Below are 20603 nucleotides of genomic sequence, written 5' to 3' on the forward strand. Positions count from 1 at the left end.
GCGGCGGCATGACGCTCATCGTTCAACGCCTGCAATGGGTGTCCGGCGCTCCCGAGGGGCTGGTCATTTCTTCTTTTTCTTCAGGGCTTTCAATCGCTGCGCCGCGCGCTCCACGACGGCCTTCTTGTCTGGCCGCTTCATGCGCTTCCATTTGCGGATCTCGTCCCTGGTACGACCACAGCTGACACACAACTCATCGCTGAGCTTGCAGACGGATATGCACGGATTCTCGACGTCCTTTCCCACGGTCAGTGCCGTGTCGGCGCGTTGCGCGCAAGGCGGCGTTGCCAGTTACCGCCATCGCTGCGTGTACAGGCTTCTTCGCTGTCGAAGCGCACCGGCGCGCTCATGGCGTCGAAGTCGATACCCGCTTGTTCGAGCGCCGTTCGCGTGAGCAGCTGCATGCGTGTGCCCTGACCTGCGTCGAGGGCTTCAGCCTTCTGCGCGCCCGTACCGAATATCCAGATGACCTGCAGGCTCTCGGGGAAGCGCTCGTAGTTCACCTCATGCGTGAGCCAGCTGAATCCGACGATCTCCGCTTTGGCCACCTCGCAAGCCTCGCACAGGTAGCTGGAAAGCTGCCGTTCCATGCGGGTTTGATCGCGTTTGCTGAGGAGCATCGTGCCGTCCTGTATCTCGGTTGGCCCCGAATCGAAGGGACACCGAATCGAAGGGGCAGTGAGGCAGAGTCTAACGCGACCTCTGCATGCTGGGTCGCCGGCAGGGCTGGCCTACCCATACCGCTGATCGATACAGCATGCGCGGCGGCAAAGTGCTCGTCCGCTGTCCTAACGGGGGGCAGCTGAAACACGCTTCACTTGCGGTCAGCAACCAGATGGTCGCCTCGTGGGCCCGATCAGCCTCAGGTCAACGGCCAACGAATGAGAATTATTGCTAATATCGCCGTTTCGCTCGCCGGCCGATTCTCTCTTGCCTGTTCACCACCCCGCCCGATCCCGCTATTCGCTGGAAGACTTTCACCAACTCGGTGAGCGCTATGCCGTGCGCTATAGCCTGGCGGCGGCGCAGCAGGACGATAATCCCTGCCTGGTGCAGGGTCGCATCGACGAACACGAGGTCGGTCGTGGAATAACCCTGGTGAGTTCCAGGTTACAAACCTTCCTCGGCTACCAGGCGCAATCACTGAACCCGCCCTGTCTGTCCATCGTGGTGCTGCTGCAAGGTCAGGCACAGCTGAACGGCAACCGCCCGATAAACCTGAGCAGCGGCGACGGCGCCGTCATGCTTTGCCAGAACGGGCGCGGCCAATCAGCGCTGCATCAGGCACAGCCCCACCTGCGTGGTTTGAACCTCTCGATCAGCGACCCCGACTGCCTGGCCGACGAGCACCTGGCCGAGCAGCTCCGCCAGACACTAAGCACCCAGGGTTCGAGAACGCAGCGCTGGGCGGTGCCGGAGCATCTGCTGCAAGGCCTGGAGGCGATGACGTCCGGCCAGTGGCAAGGGAGCCTGCAGCGGTTGTTGAGTGAAGGACTGACCCTGCAGTTGCTGGCCTACGGCCTCGGTGCGCTGGATACACCGGCGCGTAATGCCGACACGCTGTCCCCACGCGACCGCGCATTGCTGACCCGCGTGCGCGATCACCTGTATCAGCAGCCTGGCGCCGATCACAGCCTGCAGCAACTGGCGCAGCTGGCCTGCATGAGTCCCAGCGCACTGCGCCACAAGTTCCAGCAAACCTACGGTGTCAGCGTCATGGGCTTTCTGCGCGAGCGGCGCATGGCGGTGGCCAAACACTGCCTGGAGCAGGGCTGGCGCGTGCAGGACGCCGCCCACTACGTCGGCTATCGCCATGCGAGCAATTTCGCCACGGCGTACCGGCAGCACTTCGGCGTCTCACCGCGTGGCGATGCCTGAGCAGCTATCGCCAGAACCGCAACCGGCTCGACACCGCGCATAGATTTCCCGGCATTCGGCAAAGGTTCGGCCAGCCGTAAACAGGAATAATTCTCGACTGATAATTATTCTCTGGAGCAACACCCCATGCCGCTTGCACCATCAGCATCCCTCAAACCCCTGGCCTGGATGATGCGCGCAGCGCTGATGGGCAGCGCGTTGACCGCCCTCTCGGCCAACGCTGATTCCGAGCCGGTAGCGGCCTCAGGCGAAACATCCGAAACCAGCCTGACGCTGCCGGGCATGGACGTGGTTGGGCAACGCGCGCCGCACTCGACCACCGAGGGCACGGGCAGCTACACCACCGGCGCGATGTCCACCGCCATCGGCCTGCCATTGTCGATCCGCGAGACGCCGCAGTCGGTCAGCGTGATCACCCGCCAGCAGATCGAGGACCGTGGCCTGAGCGACACCGCCGCCATTCTCAATACCGCGCCAGGCGTATCCATGACCCGCAACGACACCAACCGCCTGTCCTTCTCCGCACGCGGCTTCACTATCGACAGCTTTCAGTTCGATGGCTTGCTGTCGCCGATCAGCACCTTCTGGAACTTCGGTGCCACCGATTTCGACTCGGCGATCTACGACCGCGTCGAAGTGGTTCGCGGTTCCACCGGCTTGCTGACCGGCGCGGGCAACCCATCGGCAGCGGTCAACTTCGTGCGCAAACGCCCCCTGCCGGAATTCGCCATCGGTGGCTCGATAGGTGCTGGGCGCTGGAACAAACACCGCGGCGACATCGACATTTCCACGCCCCTGAGCGCCGATGGCCGCGTTGCCGCCCGCGTGGTGGCGGCCTACTCCGAACGCGACAGCTTCATGGACAACCTGAGCCGCGACAGCGAAACCCTGTACGGCGTGATCAGTGCCGAATTGACCCCCAGGACACAAATGACCGTGAGCCTGGAGCACCAGAAGAACAACACCGATGGCATGGGCTCCGGCATTCCCATGTTCTACGCCGATGGCTCGCGCACGGACTTCGGCCGCTCCACGTCCAACAACACCAAGTGGGCGTACTTCGGTACAGAGTCGAATACCGCCTTCGTCGATCTCGAACACCGCCTGGATAACGACTGGAAGTTGCGCGCCGCCTACAGCCGCACCGAAGCCGACTACGCCATGCGCTACCTGTACCGCGGCGGCTATCCGGATCGTAACAATGCCGGCATGAGCGCCGGCTTTTTCAAATACGAAGGCGAGCGCACGCGTGACGCCTGGCACCTGACCGCCAGCGGCCCGTTCCAGTTGCTGGGGCGCACCCACGAACTCGCGTTCGGCGGCATGAGTGTCGAAGATGAATTCAGCGTCAATCAGTACCTGCCGATTGCCGGCACAGCCCCGACTGCCGAATCCAGGCTCGACTGGACAAACGCCGGCATCGCCGAGCCACGCTGGTCGAGCACCCGTGCCACGGGTGACGCCGCCGATATTCGCCAGACCGGCGGCTATGCGGTAACACGCCTGTCGCTGGCCGACCCGCTGCACCTGATCCTCGGCGCACGCATCAGCACCTGGGAGATGCAACAGAACTACTACGGCACCCAGCGCGACTATCGCTACAGCGACGAGATCACCCCCTATGCCGGGCTGGTCTACGACCTCGACGACATCTACAGCCTGTATACGAGCTACACCAGCATCTTCAACAACCAGACGCAGAGGGCGCCAGACGGCAGCTTTCTCGACCCGGTGACGGGTGACAGCTACGAGGCGGGCATCAAGGCCAGCTACCTGGACGGCCAACTCAACGCCGCGCTGGCGGTGTACCGCACCAAGCAGGATGGCCTGGCCGAAGCGATACCTGGTGCTTCCATCGAAGGCGCACCTGACCAGCAGGCGTACAAGGCTGGCAAGGGCGCGGTGGTGGATGGCTTCGACCTGGAGCTGAGCGGCGCGCTGAGCGACGTCTGGAACCTCTCGACCAGCTACACCCACTTCATCGCCCGTAACGCCGAGGGACAGGCGATCAACACAACCCACCCGCGCAGCCAGTTCAAGCTGTTCACCACCTACCGCCTCAGCGGTGTGCTGAATGACCTGACCCTCGGCGGCGGCGCCACCTGGCGCAGCGGCATCTCACGCAACAACACGCCAAGCCCCAACGGCCCGGTCGACGTGCAGGAAGGCAGCTACACCCTGATCGACGTGATGGCCCGCTACCAGATCAGCGAAAACCTCTCGGCCACCGCCAATCTGAATAACGTCTTCGACAAGAAGTACCTGGAGCAGATCGGCTTCTACAGCCAGCTCTGGTACGGCGAACCGCGCAACCTGAACGTGGCCCTGAATGCGCGGTTCTGACTCGACTGTAGCGGGTGGCTGCGCGCTTTGTAGAAGCCAGGGGGACTGACAACCCCCTTAGCGGCCGCCTCGATCCGAAGCCAACGCCCGCCGCAACCCGGCTCTGCCAACGGTCAGAGCCAGACACTCCTCGGCCGCGCCGAGCGCCGCATTGACCAGCGGCCTAGGTTGATACGGCTTGCGCAAGCGCAGCCCAACCTTGGCAGCGACCAGCGCGGCCGTCGCGCCGAGCAACGCCGGCACCAGCATCGGCTCGCGCCGCACACCCGCCAGCGCTGCCGCACTCATGCCGCCAGACAATGCACGGAACATCATCGACGGCACGATGGTTCGATCCGGCGCAAAGGGCATCTTGTCGCCGATCATCTCGCTGGCCGCGAGCACGGGCAGAAACGTCTGCACTGTATCCGAGGTCAACAGCTGCGCCGCCTCGCCCGCACCGTCGAGATCATCCCGCTCGCTAAGCGCCCGGCTCACCAGTGTCGGCGCCAACATGCTGCGCATCCCCGTCACCGCCCCGATCGCCAGCGCGGCCCAAACCAGATTGCTCGAAGTCGTCATCGTCAAATCCCCCTGTGGTTGCTAATACCGACCGGGCTCGCGCCGCAAGCGTTCGGCATGGCAGAGCAGACATCGACGGGTGACACGCGCGCAGCAAAGGGCGAATCGAAGACGGATCAAACGAGGCGGACGGGACCAGCAAATAGCGGCTCCACCGCCCGGCGGGCTCGTAGGGCGGGCTTCAGCCCACCAGCAACCTGCGCGAGGCACGCAGGCTGATGTACAAAACGGCCGGCCCAGCCTGCGGCTCAGCGTGCCGCGTCGAATGGCCACGCAGCGCCATCACCACTGGTAGAGCCCGTAGCCGACCACGCCCAGGCCGAAGCCCATCTGTGCCAGCAGCAGCGCCCGAATGGCGAAGGTGTAGCTGATAACCCGGCTTTGCCCCAGCGCATCGGCAGCAAACAGCCGGTAGCTCTCGGGGAACTCGGCTTCCATCTCCTTGAGCCCCGCGATCGTCAGTTCCAGCAGCTGACGGCTGCGTGCATCCACCAACCAGAACACCAGCGCCAGCAGGACGGTAAAGGCACCGAGCAGAAGCAGCAGCCCCGGCGAGAACCCACGCTCCAGCGCCGCCAGCACACCGCCATCGGCGAAGATCGCCAGCACCACGAAGAAGTTGAAGCCACGCAGACGCTGCTCGGCATTGAGCTTGAAATGCGCCCAGACAAACTCTCGACCATCCACGCGCTTTCCCTCTGCCGAAACCCGGTTGCTGGAGCGATGCCGCGCAGGCGCGCATCGGGCCGGCAGCGATCACTCAGGTAAGAGCGTCGCCCGCGGCAAATAAATCCCGCTAGGAAGACGTGCTGGTCAGGCCGGGTCGACCAGATCCTGCCATTGCTCATGGCGCTCGATGTACTTGGCGATGAACTCGCATTGCGGCACCACACGCTTGCCTCGGCGCCGCGCATCCTCCAGCGCGCCTTTGGCCAGCACACTGCCGAGCCCCTGCCCGGACAGGCTGGGGTCGACCTCGGTATGGGTGAAGACCATCTGCTCGCCCTGCTCGCTGTATGCGGCAACGCCAAGCGGCTGGTTATCTACCAGCAACTCATAGCGTTGCTGCTCGGCATCGTGGCGGACGGTGGCTTGTCTATCGGTCATGGCGGAGTCCCCCTACCAAATGGATGACTGTGCAGGTAAAGGTACGAGTGAACGCGGCGCAGGAGGGTTCAGATGGCTCGACGACGAACTGGCATCGGATGCATGGCCGTTTCGCGGCTTAATGGGGTTCAACAGAGCAGACCTTCGCCGCAGGCAGCGCTTGAAATTGGTCTGGGCTCAACCATCGCTCGTTTGAATTTCAATGTGATCGCCCGCTATGGCAATCGCCTGGTTATTGCTGAAAGGGCGAAGATCCAGGGTATTGCAGTACTCGATTAATACTTGCTCGACCGCCTCTTCGAACGGCGCGTTCCCGTAATGAGGCAGCGGGTAGAAATCCACCAATGCGAGCGACGCATACAAGTCGAGATTCGGCGCGGCGCTGGGGTCATCCAGCCTCTGTAGATATTCAATGCTGGGGGCAAGCACCGCGGAGCCAGCGGACTCGCCTACATAGCACTTGCCTGCCCTGACGTGTTCAGCGATCAGTGTGTCGGCGCCTGATCGCTTCAGTTCTTGCAGCAGAAAGAACGTGTTTCCGCCTGACACATAGATGTAATCGCCACGTTCAAGCTTGCTGACGATCTCATCCTGAGTTGCGGTTGAAACTTCGAGTTCATCAATCACCATACCGGCTTTGACAAGCGCGTCCTTGGCCGCAATAAGGTATGAATTAACTTCCTCAGCAAGACTTGCCGTAGGAATCAACGTAACCGTCTTACCGCTGCACTCGCCCTTGGTGAACGTGACAAACAAGTCCACGACTTCAGCAAAGGAGGAGGTAAGGAAAATATTCATCGCGACTTCTCCGTCAGTTGTTCACGCCGAGAGCGTCTGTTCTCCCTTCTGCCCATACGCTGAGCTGAGCTGGCGGGGGCCGAGGGATTGGACCCGCTAAGCAGCCCCGCAGCGCCCGCCCTTATCAATCCACACCCACAAAACCACCCGTCTGGTGCTGCCACAGCCGCGCATAAAGCCCGCCACGCGCGATCAGTTCGGCGTGGGTGCCGGTTTCGATCACCTGGCCCTTGTCGATCACCACCAGCCGGTCCATGCGCGCGATAGTCGATAGCCGGTGCGCGATGGCAATCACCGTCTTGCCTTCCATCAGGGTGTCCAGGCTCTCCTGAATCGCCGCTTCGACTTCCGAATCCAGCGCCGAGGTGGCTTCGTCGAGGACCAGAATCGGCGCGTCCTTGAGCAGCACCCGGGCAATGGCGATGCGTTGGCGTTGCCCGCCGGAGAGCTTCACGCCCCGCTCGCCGACCATGGCCTCGAAGGCCAGGCCGCCCTGGCTGTCGTCCAGCGTGGCGATGAACTCATCGGCGCGCGCTTTGCGCGCCGCGGCCCACAGTTGTTCGTCACTGGCGTCGGGCTTGCCGTAGCGCAGGTTGTCGCGGATCGAGCGGTGCAGCAGCGAGGTGTCCTGCGTAACCACGCCGATGTTGGCGCGCAGGCTTTCCTGGCTGACCTCGGCGACGTCCTGCCCGTCGATGAGGATGTGCCCGCTTTCCAGGTCATAGAGGCGCAGCAGCAGGTTGACCAGCGTCGACTTGCCCGCACCTGACGGCCCGACCAGGCCGATCTTCTCGCCCGGGCGAATATCGATACTCAGGCCGCTGATCACGCCGCCCGTTTTGCCGTAGTGGAAATGCACGTCGTCGAAGCGCACACCGCCCTGCTCCACCTGCAGCGGCTTGGCGTCCTCGGGGTCGAGCACATCGCGCGGCCGGACGATGCTCTTCATGCCGTCCTGCACGGTGCCGACGTTCTCGAAGATGCCGTTGACCACCCACATGATCCACTCGGCCATGTTGTTGATGCGGATCACCAGGCCCAGCGCCAGGGCGATGGCGCCGGTCGTGATCAGCGCCTCGCTCCACAACCACAACGCCAACGCGCCGGTGCCGACGATCAGCAGGCCGTTCATGCAGGTGATCAGGAAATCCAGGCTGGTGATCACACGCGACTGCAGTCGGAACTTGCCGAGCAGCTCCTGCATGGCCTCGCGGGCATAGCTTTCCTCCTCCCGCGAATGGGCGAACAGCTTCAGCGTGGCGATGTTGCTGTAGCCATCCACCACCCGCCCCATGACCTTCGAGCGTGCCGCGGACGCCGCCGCCGAGCGCGCGCGGATGCGCGGCACGAAATACCAGAGCGCGGCGCTGTAGCCGACGATCCACAGCACCAGCGGCACGATCAGGCGCACATCAGCCGCGGCGAACAAGTACAGCGCGCTGCCGGCATAGACCACCACATGCCACAGCGCATCGATCACCTGCATCGCCGAATCGCGCAGCGACGGCCCGGTCTGCATCACGCGCTGGGCGATGCGCCCGGCAAAATCGTTCTGGAAGAAGTTCAGGCTCTGCTTGAGCACGTAGCGGTGGTTCTGCCAGCGGATCAGATTGGTCAGCCCCGGGTTGATCGCCTGATGCGTCAGCAGGTTTTGCAGGCCCCAGACCAGGGGCCGGATGATCAGCGCCACCGCCGCCATCCATAGCAACTCGTTACGGTGCTCGGCGAAGAACGTCCGCGCGTCATCGGTCTCCTGGGCCATATCGATCAACTGCCCAAGAAAGCTGAACAGCGCCACCTCAATCAGCGACGCGAAAAAGCCGACCACCAACACGGCGGTCATCAACGGCCACACCTGCTTCAGGTAATGGGCATAGAAGCGCAGCATCCCGGCAGGCGGCGCAACGTCTGGGCTGGGTTTGAAGACATCGATCAGGTTTTCGAAACGACTGAACAACATGGGCAACGGTCTGCTCTGGCGAGTGGGCGGGCGTTTGACGTGTAGCGGCCGACAGGCGAAGCCGGCCGATGGAATAGCACCGGAGGGGCAGGTGCTGTGTTCGAGGGCGAGCCCACATGCTCTGGCACGCGGGTTACAGAATGAGGTTAGCAAGATAAGACGCGCTTGGCGCCCTTAGCAACCTCGCCGAAAGCTGTACCTGCAAAGGCTGCCGTCTTCGATGCCCAGGGTAAAAGCTCGAAACACAGCGCACCCATGAAACCCAGCGGCGGGACACACGGGCGTGTTTAGATTGGTAGCCTATTGCCTTATCGATGATCTCTGCCGCCTTCGCCAGCGAAGCGACTGAGCCTGTTCATTTGTTCTTGTGGCGAGCCCACGCACTACCGAAAACCTCGAATTGGAATCGAAGATGACCGAGGACGCTGTAAAAAACCCAGGTATTACAGGGCTGATCCTCTCGGGAGGGGGCGCGCGTGGGGCCTATCAGGTTGGTGTGCTGTCGGCCATTGCCGATCTGCTGCCCGATTCGTCGGGGAATCCGTTCCCGGTAATCGTCGGCACCTCGGCGGGCGCGATCAATGCCGTCAGCCTCGCATGCGGCGCTCTGCATTTTCGCGAGGCGGTGCGGCGGCTGAGCACCATTTGGCGCAGCTTTCATACCGATCAGGTATACCGCAGTGACTGGCCGGGCGTGTTGCGCCAGGCCAGCCGTTTCCTCGGCCACAGCGTGCTCGGTATCGGCAAGCAGGTGCCTGTTGCGCTGCTCGACAGTTCGCCACTGGCCAGGCTGCTCGAACGCGAACTGGATTTTTCCGGCATCGCCGCGGCAATGCGCCATCGGCAACTGCGCGCGATAGCGGTGACGGCATTCGGCTACGAGTCGGCCGAGGCGGTGACCTTCTATCAGGGACATGCGGCCATCGACCCATGGCTGCGCCATCGTCGGGTGGGTGTGCCAACCCGCCTGGCAGTACCGCATTTGCTGGCCAGCACTGCCATTCCGCTGATCTTCGAGCCGGTAAAGATCAACCGCGAATATTTTGGTGATGGCGCGGTACGCCAGACCGCACCGATCAGCCCTGCCCTGCACCTGGGCGCCACGCGTGTGCTGGTGGTCGGGGTCAGTGGCAACCCGGTGGATGACCAGAGCAAGACCGCTCCAACACCGAGGCCGACAGGCTCCATCCCGAGCCTGGCGCAAATCTCCGGGCACATGCTCAACAGCACCTTCATCGACAACGTCGAGACTGATATCGAGCTGCTGGAGCGCCTCAACCTGCTGGGGCAACTGGTGCCGGTCGAACAGCGCAAGCGCGCCTACGGCCTGACACCCGTCGAAGTGCTGGTGATTTCCCCCAGCCAACCGCTGGACAAGATCGCCGCCCGCCATCGGAAAGAGCTGCCCGCAGCCCTGCGGCTGTTCCTGCGCGGCCCTGGCGGCACGCGCGAAGGCGGCGGTGGGCTGTTGAGCTACCTGTTATTCGAACCCGGCTACTGCAGCGAGCTGATCGAACTGGGTTACCAGGACGCCATGGCGAAGAGGGCCGAGCTCACAGCGTTTCTAAGGCTGGAACATCCAGAGCACGCGTAGCGAGCTGTTATCGCCAAGCACTCACAGCGCCTTCAGCGATGAGTGGTGGGCGACTGACGGATCTCACGTGGACAAGCGAAGCGTTGTCCACCCTACGCCACCACCCCTGCCTGCTCCGCCGAGGCATGGGCATGCGTAGGGTGGAAAACGGCGAAGCCTTTTCCACGCGTCAGGTTCAGGCCACCTCACTGTTCGACGGGCCCGGAGGCGCATCCCAAGCCTGGACTGGCCGAAGACGTGATCCGAATTTTCGGCGGGCTGCGCGGCTATACCGAAACATTGCCTTCGCGGTGACGGACGGAAGCCCAGCCGCTACCCCTTCGGAATCGATTCCGGCCGCAGATACGGCAGCATATGCGCCACGTAATCCGCCTTGCCCAGCTCGATCCCTTCCTTACGTAGGATCGAATAAGCGGTCATCACATGGAAATAGAACTGCGCCAGCGTCCAGTCGCGGGCGTACTCGTCCGCAGTCAGGTCGAAAATCATCCCGTTTGCCAGCTCATGGGCGATTGGCTTGTCCGCGTCCATATCCAGCGCATCGGCTGCGAGGCCGTCGAGCAACGCCACCGTCTCATCGATCCGGGCATAGGCATCAGCCAGCGTGCCCGGCCGCTCACCCGCCTGTCGCCCCTCGTCCAGCAGCTCGTTGATCGCAGCCGGAAACGCCTCGCCTCTCAGCCGGCAAACGGCCTCACGCGCTTGCACGCAGGCAAAGCGAACCTGGGTCGACAGCGGAAACATATCCGGCGCCAGCCGCGCGGATAACAACGCCTGCGCCTCGACTTCCGGCAGCTGTGCCTGCGCCTTCTTTAGCCAGCCGGAGAGGGTTTTGAGCATCTGCGTATAGGTGGGGATGAGGAGTGTCGTTAGCTGCATGGGTTCCAATCTTGTGGAGGGCTACACCGGAGAAAGTGGCAGCGTGTTACGAGCCTAGCAACCTGCGGATAAATAAATCTGTCCCCTTTTCCTGCTTTTCCGTAGGGTGGGCTTCAGCCCACCAGTAATCTTCGACCGCTTCGGTAATCTAAAGCCCACCCTACGTAACTATTGTTAGATTCGCTTTGATGCATCAGCCGCGGCTTACTATTGCCTCGTTTAATGAGGCAATGACATTGGCTATGTATGCTTCGTCTTCGCTTACCAGTGCCTGATTTTCACCTGACGAGGTGTTTAAAATTACAGAGTATTTTGCTTTGCTACCTATCCAAGCCAGAACAGCTATTGCTATCGCTACTATAGCGGCTACGAAGACCCATCCGCTCCCAAATAAACAAGTCAAGCCTATGACGGCAATGACTACGGCAGCGCCTCTATCTGGAGGTGTGACACCAGATTTTACTGAGGTTACGTTACTCATTGCATAAGTCTGACCGTCGACAATAAATCGGCTGTTGCTTACGCTTACATTCCCTTGATTGAAAAAGATTTTTTCGTCCATTTTGATCTCATGCTTTTTGGGTTGGTTAAAGTCTAACGATATACTCAGGGCCGTGCTTTAGCCCGGGCCTGAGAGTAGTGTGAACGATTCTTATGCATTCTTCGTGTAGTCAAGTCAATTTATTTTTTGTGGCACGACTTACAAACAAACGAGGAAAAATTTATTTATAGCAAAAAAAGAATGTTGGTCATAATTAAATCTTCTCTTTTAACTACTAACTATCTACTTCCCTGCCTCTATCTGGTCAATATGTTTAAAAACACAGGCAAGAACTAAATCCTTATGACTGATCTTGTGCTTCGCACAGAACGTCTTGATTCTGTAATGGTCCTCCGCATCAATTCGAAGATTGAACGTTTTCTGAGCCCTAGCTTCAGTAACGCTTCCGGCGTTTTTGTTCAACAGCGGACCCATGCCTAGATCTAGTCGACCGTAATGAGATATAAGCTCAGCCTCTTTCTTAAAGGCCTCGATCTCATTATCTGTCTGAAAAACGATCTCAAGCTTTGGAGATTGCCCCCTTGCTTTGATGTCGTCAATCTGGAATGCAACCGCAGGATTATGGGATCTCAGAGAACTCACTTCAATGCGATTTCCCGAGCCCTTTCCAATATAAAAAGGAATTCCGCTAGAATAACGAGCCTCATAAACATAAAACATTAAATAACCCCCAAACTCAAAAAACTCAAGCAATCGTGCCCTTTCGCATTCTAACTATCTAGCTGTTTTCTTCCATAAATCATCAACCACTGAACCATCTCTATACTCAAGAGAGTCTTCAAAAGACTGATTTTTTACAGAATATCGGTCCGTCAAAGAGTGTATAGTCTTCAGCCTTTCGGTAGGGCTTACTAACTCATAGATAATTGATGTGCGGAAATTAAATCTGTCCCCTTTTCCAGATAACAATCATGATCTTCGTGATCGCTTGAACGCTTGGCCCCCGCTGCGCGAACTACAGAATGGCCAGGGCAATGCCCAGTACAGGCCGGATATACGAATGCAACCGCGCTGACGACAGGATCGAAAAAAGCTATTCCTCACTGCTTGTGGGGAGAGTCCATATACCATTTGTTAGAGGCATTAACGCGCTCGCAAATAGGATTACTTCTTATCGTCAACGCCCTTGGCAGGTGCTGCACTCGGTTGTGGTGCGGCTGGTTTCATATTTGTTATGCCGCTCACGCTAGATGTGGCGGGCTCGTTGTTTGGCCGCATGGAGGTTATGCCACTTACGGAGTCTTTTACAAACACAGTGCCTTGATTTTTTGTTTTGTCAGTCATTTCAGATGCCTCATCTATGTATGAATTAATTGCGGTTGAAATACCGATTATCGAAGAAAGTACTACGCCAAACATAAAGGATGAAACTGCCACTCTATCTAGAGTGTTTAGTAGCTGATCGTCTATTGCTGTTTCTCTTACGACGTCTTCCAAGTGCTTTGCATTTCTTCTAAATATCCACAGTAGCGCCCCAAGGCAAACAACGAAGCATGCTAATGAGAGGATATATAGAATCAACGTTTCTACTGACTTAACGCCCACCGTTGATATTAATGTTATAAGTAAGCCAACAGCGCCTGCACTAAGTGCCAGCAGACTTTTATCGTGCTCAAATCTGGTGTTGAACCAAGCGTTGAGATTTGCCGCGTAAAACTCAACTTCTTTCATCTGATTTATGTCTGGCTGTGTGTCTGACATATTGCCTCTAACGATTAAGCTAAGGGGCGGCGGAACGCCGTCCCAGCGAACGAAGTGAGCGATTTGAGCGACTTGTTATGCGCTAGTTAATTTTCCAAGAGTTTTCCATGCTCCCAAAATATATTGGACAGTCAGGCTCTTGCTGGGCGGTATACGCGTCGTCAGCCATCAGAACTGCGGGCTGCAGACTTGACGGTTGAAGAAAGTCGAGATCACCACACCCCGTAATGTTAAAGGTATAAGAAGCTTTAATTGATGGGGTTGCTTTAGTTCCTTTGGTTGCGTTTTTAAGTGAAGCTTCTGCTCTTACGATCTCGCCATCGCGGTAACGAACCACCACATTGTATTTACCGTCCACAGCTTTGCTGATAACACCACCCATTGCCGGGTCGGCAGGTGCATCCTCTGAGCATCCAGTCAGTGCCACGAAAAGAAATAAGGATGCGATGTGAAACTTGTTTTTCATGGTTACTGAGTCTCGGTCTTAGGTAAGGGCATAACGTTTGGTTAAGGGGCGGGCTTTAGCCCGTCCCAGTGAGCGAAGCGAGCGATTTGAACCAGTTGTTAGGGGCTAATTTCCCCATGACTCAAATAATGCTTTTGGATCAGCCTCCGCAGTAACAACAAGTGGAGGGTCACCGGCATCGCATATTAGAACTAATGGGCCAGTATGCTTTGCTAGAAACACCATGAATTTAACAATCAATTTAGGGCAACCTTTCTCAAAGTAGATCTCGTTTCGATCATCTGTGAGGGAAATGATATTGAGGGTTGCCCAGTCACTACCTTCTGAATCATGTTTGTTTTCTATAAATGCTTGCCACGGCTTACCTACTTCAACCTCTGTTTCCTTAATCGTATATTCTTCGAGATTGGCGATTGCAGACTTAATTTCTACGAGCGTTGGGTTTCTTCCTTCAGGGTTTGAAGGATACTCAATTGATTGTTCCTCCAGCCAAGACTTTATTTCCTCATCTAGCGGAAAGGAAGAGTACATCGCACCCATGATTAGTCCCTAACTATAATTAGACACCAATTGGTGCATAACACGCCGAACGGGCGTGGTGTATAACATTCTCTTCGTTTCACACAGATCTGCTCTAGCTTGGGCAATACAGCGATATCAGCGCCCGTATTGCTTTTTATGCACCAGCTTTCGCTCGGTGCAGGTCCTTATGATGTAGCCGCGAGCGCAATGGGCAGCGGTAGCTCGTAGCGTCACAGCGGAATCTTGATCTAATGTGCAATTGCTGCGCGTGATGGCACATTAGTCACTGCTTACGTATGGGTAAAGCATCCGATGGATTAATCCTCACTTTTCACGCTTTCGCCTGACGCACCGCCATTTCCGCCGTTTGCACTTTCCCGCCACCTACCCTGTCCACCCTGCATGGCTAATTTGCGGAGGTAATCGTGGAAGGCATGTTTTTCAGTAGCGGAACAACGCTCATGCGCACGCTTGTTGTGGGCGTGCTGGCCTATATCAGCCTGGTGTTGTTGTTGCGTCTGTCGGGGCGGCGGACGTTGTCGAAGATGAATGCGTTCGATCTGGTGGTGACGGTGGCGCTGGGTTCGACCTTCGCGACGATTCTGCTCAACCGGGATGTGTCGCTGGCCGAGGGGGTGCTGGCGTTCGCGCTGTTGATCGGGCTGCAGTACGCGGTCACCTGGTCCAGTGTGCGGGTGGCGTGGGTGCGGCGTACGGTGACGGGTGAACCGGCGCTGCTGTTCTATCGTGGGCGGTTTCTCGGCGATGCCTTGCGCGCGGCACGGGTGACCGAGGATGAGATACGTGCCGCGGCGCGCAGCCAGGGGCTGGCGGCGCTGGATGGCATCGAGGCGGTGGTGCTGGAAACCGATGGCAGTTTCAGTGTGATCACCGATGGCGCAGGCGACAGCCGTTCCACGCTGGACGGGGTGAATGTGCCGGAGGCAGGCGAAAGCGGTGTCTGAGCTTGCCGCGCAGCGGCGCCGGTTGGCAGCGCGGCTGTGCGCGTCCGGTTGATGATTTGCGGCTTCCCCGCCAGACTCATGCGCACGCCACCGTATCCGCCGAAGAGCCAGCGCGGCTGATTTCGGACAGGCCTGCGGCCTGCAATCGCCGCGAGGGTGCGCCTCCCACGGGTCCGGCGTGCACCTGCTGCTTACGTGGGCGCGCGCCCATCTTTGATGCGATTCAATAATGAAAACCAACCTCGACGAAATGCTCGTCTTTGTCAGCGTGGTCGACAGTGGCTCGATCAGCGCTGCGGCCGTGCAGCTGGATCAGACGGCCTCCGGCGTCAGCCGGGCATTGAGTCGCCTGGAGGAGAAGCTGGCGGTGACGCTGTTGCGCCGTACCACACGACGCCTTGAGCTGACCGAGGAGGGCGAGGTGTTCCTGGCGCAGGCGCGGCGCATTCTGGCCAGCGTGGAGGAGGCCGAGGAGCAGATGGCGCTGCGCCGGCAGACACCGGCCGGGCGGTTGCGGATCAACACCGCCTCGCCGTTCATGCTGCATGTGATCGCGCCGCTGATCGGCGACTTCCGCGCGCGCTACCCGCAGATCGAGCTGGAGCTGTACAGCGACGATCGCATCATCGATCTGCTGGAGCGGCGTACCGATCTGGCCATCCGTATCGGCCCGCTGCCGGATTCCAGCCTGCATGCGCGACCGCTGTGCCACACCATGCGCCGGGTACTGGCGAGCCCGGCTTATCTGCAACGGCATGGCATGCCGCAGAGCGTCGAAGCGCTGGCCGGGCACAGCCTGATCGGCTTTACCGAGCCGGACCGGCTCAACGACTGGCCGCTGCGCCATGCGTTGGGCGAAAGCTGGCGGATCGTCCCGGCGCTGCGCGCATCCAGTGGCGATACGGTGCGCGAACTGGCACTGGCCGGCGAGGGGCTGGTATGCCTGTCCGATTTCATGACCGACAAGGACCGCGAGCGCGGCGATCTGGTAGAGGTGTTGGCGGGGCAGCGTGTCGATGTGCGGCAACCGATCAATGCGGTGTACTACCGCAATACGGCGCTGGCCTCGCGCATCGCCTGCTTTCTGGATTATCTGAGTGAGCGCCTTGGGATGGGCGCGTCGCGCGACTGAGTGCGGCGATTGATGTCTGGGCAACCACGGCTGTCGTGCCGGCGAGAAGCAAAACGGCCCTGCCCATCGGTTCTCCGATGAGCAGGGCCGCATGCTTCTGTTTCGCGAGGAGCGTCGTTTACTGCCCGAGCAAACCTGCGTTTTGCGCCGAGCCAAAGGCGAAGCCCATGAACTCCGGCACGCTCATTTCGCGGCCGTTGAAGGTCACTTTGTCATTGGCGTAGTGCAGCGAACTGACCAGGCGCTCGCCTTCCAGACGGGACCAGCCGGCGTTGAGTGCCATGCCGCTGAAGAGGTCGGTGGCGGCGTCCGTTTCCTGCTGCAAGGCCACCGGGTCGAGCTGGCCGCCGCGCTGGTTGTTCTGCGCGATCAGACCGGCAATGTCACGCACCAGGTTCTTGTCGATGCCGGCTTCGGCTTTGAGCGAGGCGAGCATGCTGGTGATCATCGCGTCGGGCGTGAAGGCTTCTGCGCTCGGCGATTGCAGGTCGAGCACGATGGACAGGCGGGCGGCGCCGTGAGCGGTTTCGAAGCCGAACTCGTCGAGCGCCAGGGTGGGCTTGTGTTCGAGCAGTTGCAGGGCCCGCGTTTGCAGTTCCTGCTGCTGGACCATGGTCATGCTGGCGAGCGCATCCTGCGGGGTGGCGCCACTGTCGAGGATTTCCCGGTAGCTGGTGACCAGTGCCAGGAGGCTGTTTTCTTCGAGGTTGCGCAGGCTGAAGGCCAGGGCGAGGTTGCGCAAGCTCTGGCCTTTGGCGGTCACTTCACCGACCCGGTAGGCGATGCTCTGGTCGAGGCCGCGGCTGCCACGGCTCAGCTTTTCGTCGACCGAGGCGTTCTGCAGAACCACGGCGGGTTCGTCGCCGAGCTGGATTTCCATGCGTTCGAGATTGAAGGCCGAAGGGCCAAAGCCGATGCCATTGGCATAGTCCCGTTTGTCGGCAGTCAGGCCGATGCCGCGCAGGCTGATGCGCACCGGCTTGCCACTGTCGCTGCGTTGCAGGTCGATATCGACCTCGGCCAGCTGGCCATCCATGCGCACGTCGCTGCCGTCCTCACTCGCCTCGAAGCTGATGGTGGCGGGCGTAACGCGAACGGTGCCGTCTTCGCTCTTGAGGTCGAAGGCGGCCGAGCGCAGGTCGCCGTACTGGCGCCCGTCGTAGCCGATGGTGACATCACCCACCAGCGGGACTGCGCCGGCGGCGGCATCGAACAGGTTCTGCGTCAGCGGGGTGCGCTCGAGTTCGAAGTGGCTCTGCGCAGCGACCGGCATCAGCTGGCCGCGGGCCAGGCGCGAGACGGGAAAGGGGCCATGTTCGAGGCGATCGTTCAGCAGCAGGCTGTACTGACGGTCGTTGCCTTCGTCATCCGGGATGTTGACGTCGATCTGGTAGCGCGCGGCGCTGGACAGCAGGCCGCGCTCGAAGCTGAGCAGGGCGATGCTGACATCGGCTCCGGGGCCGACGCCCATTTCGCGCAACTTGGTGTTGGCCTGGTCGACGGCATCACGGGCGGTCGATTCGACTTGGAAACTGGTGTAGACGGTGGCGGCCCCGAAGAGGGCCAGGGGTACGGCTACGGCGAGCGCGAGCTTTTTCATGGAAGCATCCTGTGCGGCGGCTGGGCAGACGTCCTGTCAGCCGGTGGTTGGCAAGCGGCGGCACTCTAACAGCGCGCCTCGGCAGGCTCCAGCGCGCCAGGCTGCGGGATGGGAAAGCTGAGAACGTCGCAACAGATTCGGGCGGGACGACGCTGCCGCGCCCTCGCCGCCCTGCCCTGTTGTCGCTGCCATTTCGCTTACGCGCACCGGGATGTGCCGGTGCCATTGCGAGGCCTGCAATGCACCGGCTTACCTGCGCCCTGCGCCTTACCTGGCGGGGCAACGCAGCTCACGACGGAACGGTGATAGCCCTAACTTGCGGTGCCCGATTTCGGCATTGGAATGGCCACGCTGCTTTCGATACTGCCAGCCTCCGCATCGCCTTCCTTGTAGAAGGGCTCCATTTCGTCTCGGGCGCGCTGCCAGTGTTCGGTTTCCATTCCCTCCGGCTGGCCTTCGGCTTGCCAGATCTCGTAGGCGCGCTGGCGAATCTGTTCTTCGTTCATGGGAACCTCCAGGTCAAAGGGGCTCGCGAACGCGGGCCGCTAAGCAGAAGAAAGGGCGGCCTGGCGGAGGTTCCAGCGGGGCGACGAGCGCCATCGGCCAAAACGTCGCAGGCTGGAAAACACCGATCACGGAACCGCCGCCGCTCGCGCGGTCGAAGCTCTGGATAAATGGCGCCGACTGGCGTTTCATTCGCTTCGCGCTGCGCCCGTCTGGGCCGGCGTACCGCCTTCTCGCACAGGACTGACCGATGAGTATCGCCGCCAACGCAGGACGCCTGCCCGACCCGCACACCCTGACCCACCTGCCGCGCCTGGTGGCGCGTTACTACAGCGACCGACCGGACCCATCCGATCCGGCGCAGCAGGTGGCGTTCGGCACTTCGGGGCACCGCGGCACGTCGCTCAAGGGCAGCTTCAACGAATGGCACATCCTCGCCACCACCCAGGCGATCTGCGATTACCGCCGCCAGGAAGGCATCGACGGCCCGTTGTTCATGGGCATGGATACCCATGCGCTGTCCGAACCGGCGTTCATCTCGGCGCTGGAAGTGCTGGCGGCCAATGGCATCGAGACGCGCATCGACGCCGGCTGCAGCGAAACCAACGGCGAGCCGGGCTACACACCGACCCCGGCGATTTCCAACGCGATCCTCAACTACAACCGCGGCCGCAGCAGCGGGCTGGCCGATGGCATCGTCATCACGCCGTCGCACAACCCACCGGGCGATGGCGGCTTCAAGTACAACGCCACCAATGGCGGCCCGGCCGATACCGGCGTGACCAAGTGGATTCAGGAACGCGCCAACGCACTGCTGGTCGCAGGTCTCGACGGCGTCAAGCGCATGGATTACCGCCAGGCACTGAAGGCGGCAACTACCCAGCGCTTCGATTTCATCGAGGCCTATGTCGGCGGGCTGGAACAGGTGATCGACCTCGACGCCATTCGCGGCTCGGGTCTGACGTTCGCCGTCGACCCGCTGGGCGGCGCCGGTGTGCACTACTGGCCGCGCATCGCCGAGCGCTTCGGTTTGCCGCTGGAGGTGCTGTCCACCGTGGTCGACCCGACCTTCCGCTTCATGCGCCTGGACTGGGACGGCAAGATCCGTATGGACTGCAGCTCGCCGCACGCCATGGCCGGGCTGATCGAGAACAAGGACCGCTTCGACGTGGCCTTTGCCTGCGACACCGACCACGACCGCCATGGCATCGTCACCCGCTCCGGCGGGCTGATGAACCCCAACCATTACCTGGCGGTGGCCATCGAATACCTGTTCACCCATCGCCCGGGCTGGAGCGCCGAGGCGGGCATCGGCAAGACACTGGTGTCCTCCTCGATGATCGACCGCGTCGCCGCCGGCATCGACCGCCGCCTGGTGGAAGTACCGGTGGGCTTCAAGTGGTTCGTCGACGGTTTGATGGATGGCAGCCTGGGCTTCGGCGGCGAGGAATCAGCCGGTGCTTCGTTCCTCGACAAGAAAGGCGGCGCCTGGTCCACCGACAAGGACGGGCTGATCCTTGGCCTGCTCGCCGCGGAGATCACTGCGGTGACCGGCAAGGACCCGAGCGAGCGTTACAAGGCGCTGACCGACCGCTTCGGCGCGCCGGTGTACCAGCGCATCGACGCCGCGGCCAACCGCGAGCAGAAGGCGCGCCTCGGCAAGCTCTCGGCTTCGCAAGTCAGCGCCAAGGAGCTGGCCGGCCAGCCGATCACGCGCATCCTCACCGAAGCACCGGGCAATGGCGCCGCCATCGGCGGGCTGAAGGTGGAGACCGAAAACGGCTGGTTCGCCGCACGGCCATCCGGCACCGAGGACGTCTACAAGATCTACGCGGAGAGCTTCGAAGGCGACGCGCACCTGGCGCGTATCCAGGCCGAAGCCAAAGCGCTGGTGGATTCGGTGCTGGCGGGCTGAAGGCAAGCCAATCCGCGTCCGCATTATTGGTGGGCTGAAGCCCACCCTACGAGGTCGGTGCAGCGCTGTAGGGTGGGCTGAAGCCCACCGATGACGCTACCAGGCCGGGCCTTTGG

21 protein-coding genes are annotated in these 20603 nt (G+C 60.6%); 6 read left to right on the forward strand and 15 right to left on the reverse strand.

Going from position 1 to position 20603, the window contains the following annotated elements:
* Nucleotides 1–63: 63 nt before the first annotated feature.
* Both SM130_RS21900 and SM130_RS21905 read right to left on the reverse strand, forming a co-directional pair.
* Nucleotides 64–246 carry a DUF1289 domain-containing protein gene (locus SM130_RS21900; protein ID WP_102826802.1) on the reverse strand — a complete coding sequence of 61 codons (183 nt, stop codon included), beginning with the start codon at nucleotides 244–246 and terminating at the stop codon, nucleotides 64–66.
* 2 nt (nucleotides 247–248) lie between these two features.
* Nucleotides 249–620, reverse strand: coding sequence for a hypothetical protein (locus SM130_RS21905; protein ID WP_102826801.1), 372 nt, complete (start codon nucleotides 618–620; stop codon nucleotides 249–251).
* Between the two features lie 310 nt (nucleotides 621–930).
* Between SM130_RS21905 and SM130_RS21910 the strand changes: the two genes are divergently transcribed.
* Nucleotides 931–1878 (forward strand): helix-turn-helix transcriptional regulator, encoded by a 948-nt coding sequence (locus tag SM130_RS21910; RefSeq protein WP_146029765.1) that lies wholly within the window; start codon nucleotides 931–933, stop codon nucleotides 1876–1878.
* A gap of 126 nt (nucleotides 1879–2004) precedes the next feature.
* Entirely contained in the window at nucleotides 2005–4221 is a 2217-nt protein-coding gene (gene fauA, locus SM130_RS21915) for a TonB-dependent alcaligin siderophore receptor FauA (protein ID WP_102826799.1), read from the forward strand.
* A 57-nt stretch (nucleotides 4222–4278) separates the two neighbouring features.
* On the opposite strand, the gene SM130_RS21920 is transcribed toward fauA, so the two are convergent.
* The 5 genes from SM130_RS21920 to SM130_RS21940 all read right to left on the reverse strand — a co-directional run bounded on the left by SM130_RS21920 (nucleotide 4279) and on the right by SM130_RS21940 (nucleotide 8647).
* Nucleotides 4279–4782 (reverse strand): DUF4126 family protein, encoded by a 504-nt coding sequence (locus tag SM130_RS21920; RefSeq protein ID WP_102826798.1) that lies wholly within the window; start codon nucleotides 4780–4782, stop codon nucleotides 4279–4281.
* Nucleotides 4783–5064: 282 nt separating this feature from the next.
* Complete coding sequence (locus tag SM130_RS21925; RefSeq protein ID WP_102826797.1) at nucleotides 5065–5469, reverse strand: hypothetical protein; 405 nt, start codon at nucleotides 5467–5469, stop codon at nucleotides 5065–5067.
* 126 nt (nucleotides 5470–5595) lie between these two features.
* Nucleotides 5596–5889 carry a GNAT family N-acetyltransferase gene (locus SM130_RS21930; protein WP_102826796.1) on the reverse strand — a complete coding sequence of 98 codons (294 nt, stop codon included), beginning with the start codon at nucleotides 5887–5889 and terminating at the stop codon, nucleotides 5596–5598.
* A gap of 177 nt (nucleotides 5890–6066) precedes the next feature.
* Nucleotides 6067–6687: a Type 1 glutamine amidotransferase-like domain-containing protein gene (locus SM130_RS21935; protein WP_102826795.1), complete on the reverse strand. Its 621-nt coding sequence runs from the start codon at nucleotides 6685–6687 to the stop codon at nucleotides 6067–6069.
* A gap of 124 nt (nucleotides 6688–6811) precedes the next feature.
* Nucleotides 6812–8647, reverse strand: a complete 1836-nt coding sequence (locus SM130_RS21940) for an ABC transporter ATP-binding protein (RefSeq protein ID WP_102826794.1) — start codon at nucleotides 8645–8647, stop codon at nucleotides 6812–6814.
* 412 nt (nucleotides 8648–9059) lie between these two features.
* On the opposite strand from SM130_RS21940, the gene SM130_RS21945 reads away from it, so the two are divergent.
* Nucleotides 9060–10241: a patatin-like phospholipase family protein gene (locus SM130_RS21945; RefSeq protein WP_102826793.1), complete on the forward strand. Its 1182-nt coding sequence runs from the start codon at nucleotides 9060–9062 to the stop codon at nucleotides 10239–10241.
* A gap of 312 nt (nucleotides 10242–10553) precedes the next feature.
* Here SM130_RS21945 and SM130_RS21950 read toward each other — a convergent pair whose 3' ends face one another.
* The 6 genes from SM130_RS21950 to SM130_RS21975 form a co-directional block, all read right to left on the reverse strand.
* Nucleotides 10554–11120: a DUF1993 domain-containing protein gene (locus SM130_RS21950; protein WP_102826792.1), complete on the reverse strand. Its 567-nt coding sequence runs from the start codon at nucleotides 11118–11120 to the stop codon at nucleotides 10554–10556.
* 193 nt (nucleotides 11121–11313) lie between these two features.
* The gene (locus SM130_RS21955; protein ID WP_102826791.1) at nucleotides 11314–11682 is read right to left on the reverse strand and encodes a DUF6232 family protein; all 369 of its coding nucleotides are present in this window, start codon (nucleotides 11680–11682) and stop codon (nucleotides 11314–11316) included.
* A 222-nt stretch (nucleotides 11683–11904) separates the two neighbouring features.
* The gene (locus SM130_RS21960; RefSeq protein WP_146029764.1) at nucleotides 11905–12375 is read right to left on the reverse strand and encodes a hypothetical protein; all 471 of its coding nucleotides are present in this window, start codon (nucleotides 12373–12375) and stop codon (nucleotides 11905–11907) included.
* Between the two features lie 411 nt (nucleotides 12376–12786).
* The gene (locus tag SM130_RS21965) at nucleotides 12787–13353 is read right to left on the reverse strand and encodes a hypothetical protein (protein WP_342369074.1); all 567 of its coding nucleotides are present in this window, start codon (nucleotides 13351–13353) and stop codon (nucleotides 12787–12789) included.
* A gap of 112 nt (nucleotides 13354–13465) precedes the next feature.
* Complete coding sequence (locus SM130_RS21970) at nucleotides 13466–13849, reverse strand: hypothetical protein (protein WP_146029762.1); 384 nt, start codon at nucleotides 13847–13849, stop codon at nucleotides 13466–13468.
* Between the two features lie 105 nt (nucleotides 13850–13954).
* Nucleotides 13955–14389, reverse strand: coding sequence for a hypothetical protein (locus SM130_RS21975; RefSeq protein WP_146029761.1), 435 nt, complete (start codon nucleotides 14387–14389; stop codon nucleotides 13955–13957).
* A gap of 407 nt (nucleotides 14390–14796) precedes the next feature.
* Here SM130_RS21975 and SM130_RS21980 point away from each other — a divergent pair, with 407 nt between their 5' ends.
* Together SM130_RS21980 and SM130_RS21985 are read left to right on the forward strand one after the other, a co-directional pair.
* Nucleotides 14797–15336, forward strand: coding sequence for a DUF421 domain-containing protein (locus SM130_RS21980; protein ID WP_102826789.1), 540 nt, complete (start codon nucleotides 14797–14799; stop codon nucleotides 15334–15336).
* 229 nt (nucleotides 15337–15565) lie between these two features.
* Nucleotides 15566–16468, forward strand: a complete 903-nt coding sequence (locus SM130_RS21985) for a LysR substrate-binding domain-containing protein (RefSeq protein ID WP_102826788.1) — start codon at nucleotides 15566–15568, stop codon at nucleotides 16466–16468.
* Between the two features lie 118 nt (nucleotides 16469–16586).
* Here SM130_RS21985 and SM130_RS21990 read toward each other — a convergent pair whose 3' ends face one another.
* Both SM130_RS21990 and SM130_RS21995 read right to left on the reverse strand, forming a co-directional pair.
* A complete protein-coding gene (locus SM130_RS21990; RefSeq protein ID WP_102826787.1) occupies nucleotides 16587–18068 on the reverse strand; it encodes a YdgA family protein in 1482 nt (493 codons plus the stop codon).
* 311 nt (nucleotides 18069–18379) lie between these two features.
* A complete protein-coding gene (locus tag SM130_RS21995; protein ID WP_102826786.1) occupies nucleotides 18380–18574 on the reverse strand; it encodes a DUF2934 domain-containing protein in 195 nt (64 codons plus the stop codon).
* Nucleotides 18575–18822: 248 nt separating this feature from the next.
* Between SM130_RS21995 and pgm the strand changes: the two genes are divergently transcribed.
* On the forward strand, nucleotides 18823–20487 hold the full coding sequence (gene pgm / locus SM130_RS22000) for a phosphoglucomutase (alpha-D-glucose-1,6-bisphosphate-dependent) (protein WP_102826785.1): 1665 nt from the start codon (nucleotides 18823–18825) through the stop codon (nucleotides 20485–20487).
* Nucleotides 20488–20603 lie beyond the last annotated feature (116 nt).

Origin of the sequence: Stutzerimonas stutzeri, from assembly GCF_038561965.1 — a bacterium.
Lineage (GTDB): Bacteria > Pseudomonadota > Gammaproteobacteria > Pseudomonadales > Pseudomonadaceae > Stutzerimonas > Stutzerimonas stutzeri_AA.

Coding starts and splice junctions, on each gene's coding strand:
- SM130_RS21905 (WP_102826801.1), bottom strand. CDS start 620: ATGCTCCTCAGCAAACGCGATCAAACCCGCATGGAACGGCAGCTTTCC.
- fauA (WP_102826799.1), top strand. CDS start 2,005: ATGCCGCTTGCACCATCAGCATCCCTCAAACCCCTGGCCTGGATGATG.
- SM130_RS21920 (WP_102826798.1), bottom strand. CDS start 4,782: ATGACGACTTCGAGCAATCTGGTTTGGGCCGCGCTGGCGATCGGGGCG.
- SM130_RS21930 (WP_102826796.1), bottom strand. CDS start 5,889: ATGACCGATAGACAAGCCACCGTCCGCCACGATGCCGAGCAGCAACGC.
- SM130_RS21935 (WP_102826795.1), bottom strand. CDS start 6,687: ATGAATATTTTCCTTACCTCCTCCTTTGCTGAAGTCGTGGACTTGTTT.
- SM130_RS21940 (WP_102826794.1), bottom strand. CDS start 8,647: ATGTTGTTCAGTCGTTTCGAAAACCTGATCGATGTCTTCAAACCCAGC.
- SM130_RS21945 (WP_102826793.1), top strand. CDS start 9,060: ATGACCGAGGACGCTGTAAAAAACCCAGGTATTACAGGGCTGATCCTC.
- SM130_RS21950 (WP_102826792.1), bottom strand. CDS start 11,120: ATGCAGCTAACGACACTCCTCATCCCCACCTATACGCAGATGCTCAAA.
- SM130_RS21955 (WP_102826791.1), bottom strand. CDS start 11,682: ATGGACGAAAAAATCTTTTTCAATCAAGGGAATGTAAGCGTAAGCAAC.
- SM130_RS21965 (WP_342369074.1), bottom strand. CDS start 13,353: ATGAAAGAAGTTGAGTTTTACGCGGCAAATCTCAACGCTTGGTTCAAC.
- SM130_RS21970 (WP_146029762.1), bottom strand. CDS start 13,849: ATGAAAAACAAGTTTCACATCGCATCCTTATTTCTTTTCGTGGCACTG.
- SM130_RS21975 (WP_146029761.1), bottom strand. CDS start 14,389: ATGGGTGCGATGTACTCTTCCTTTCCGCTAGATGAGGAAATAAAGTCT.
- SM130_RS21985 (WP_102826788.1), top strand. CDS start 15,566: ATGAAAACCAACCTCGACGAAATGCTCGTCTTTGTCAGCGTGGTCGAC.
- SM130_RS21990 (WP_102826787.1), bottom strand. CDS start 18,068: ATGAAAAAGCTCGCGCTCGCCGTAGCCGTACCCCTGGCCCTCTTCGGG.
- SM130_RS21995 (WP_102826786.1), bottom strand. CDS start 18,574: ATGAACGAAGAACAGATTCGCCAGCGCGCCTACGAGATCTGGCAAGCC.
- pgm (WP_102826785.1), top strand. CDS start 18,823: ATGAGTATCGCCGCCAACGCAGGACGCCTGCCCGACCCGCACACCCTG.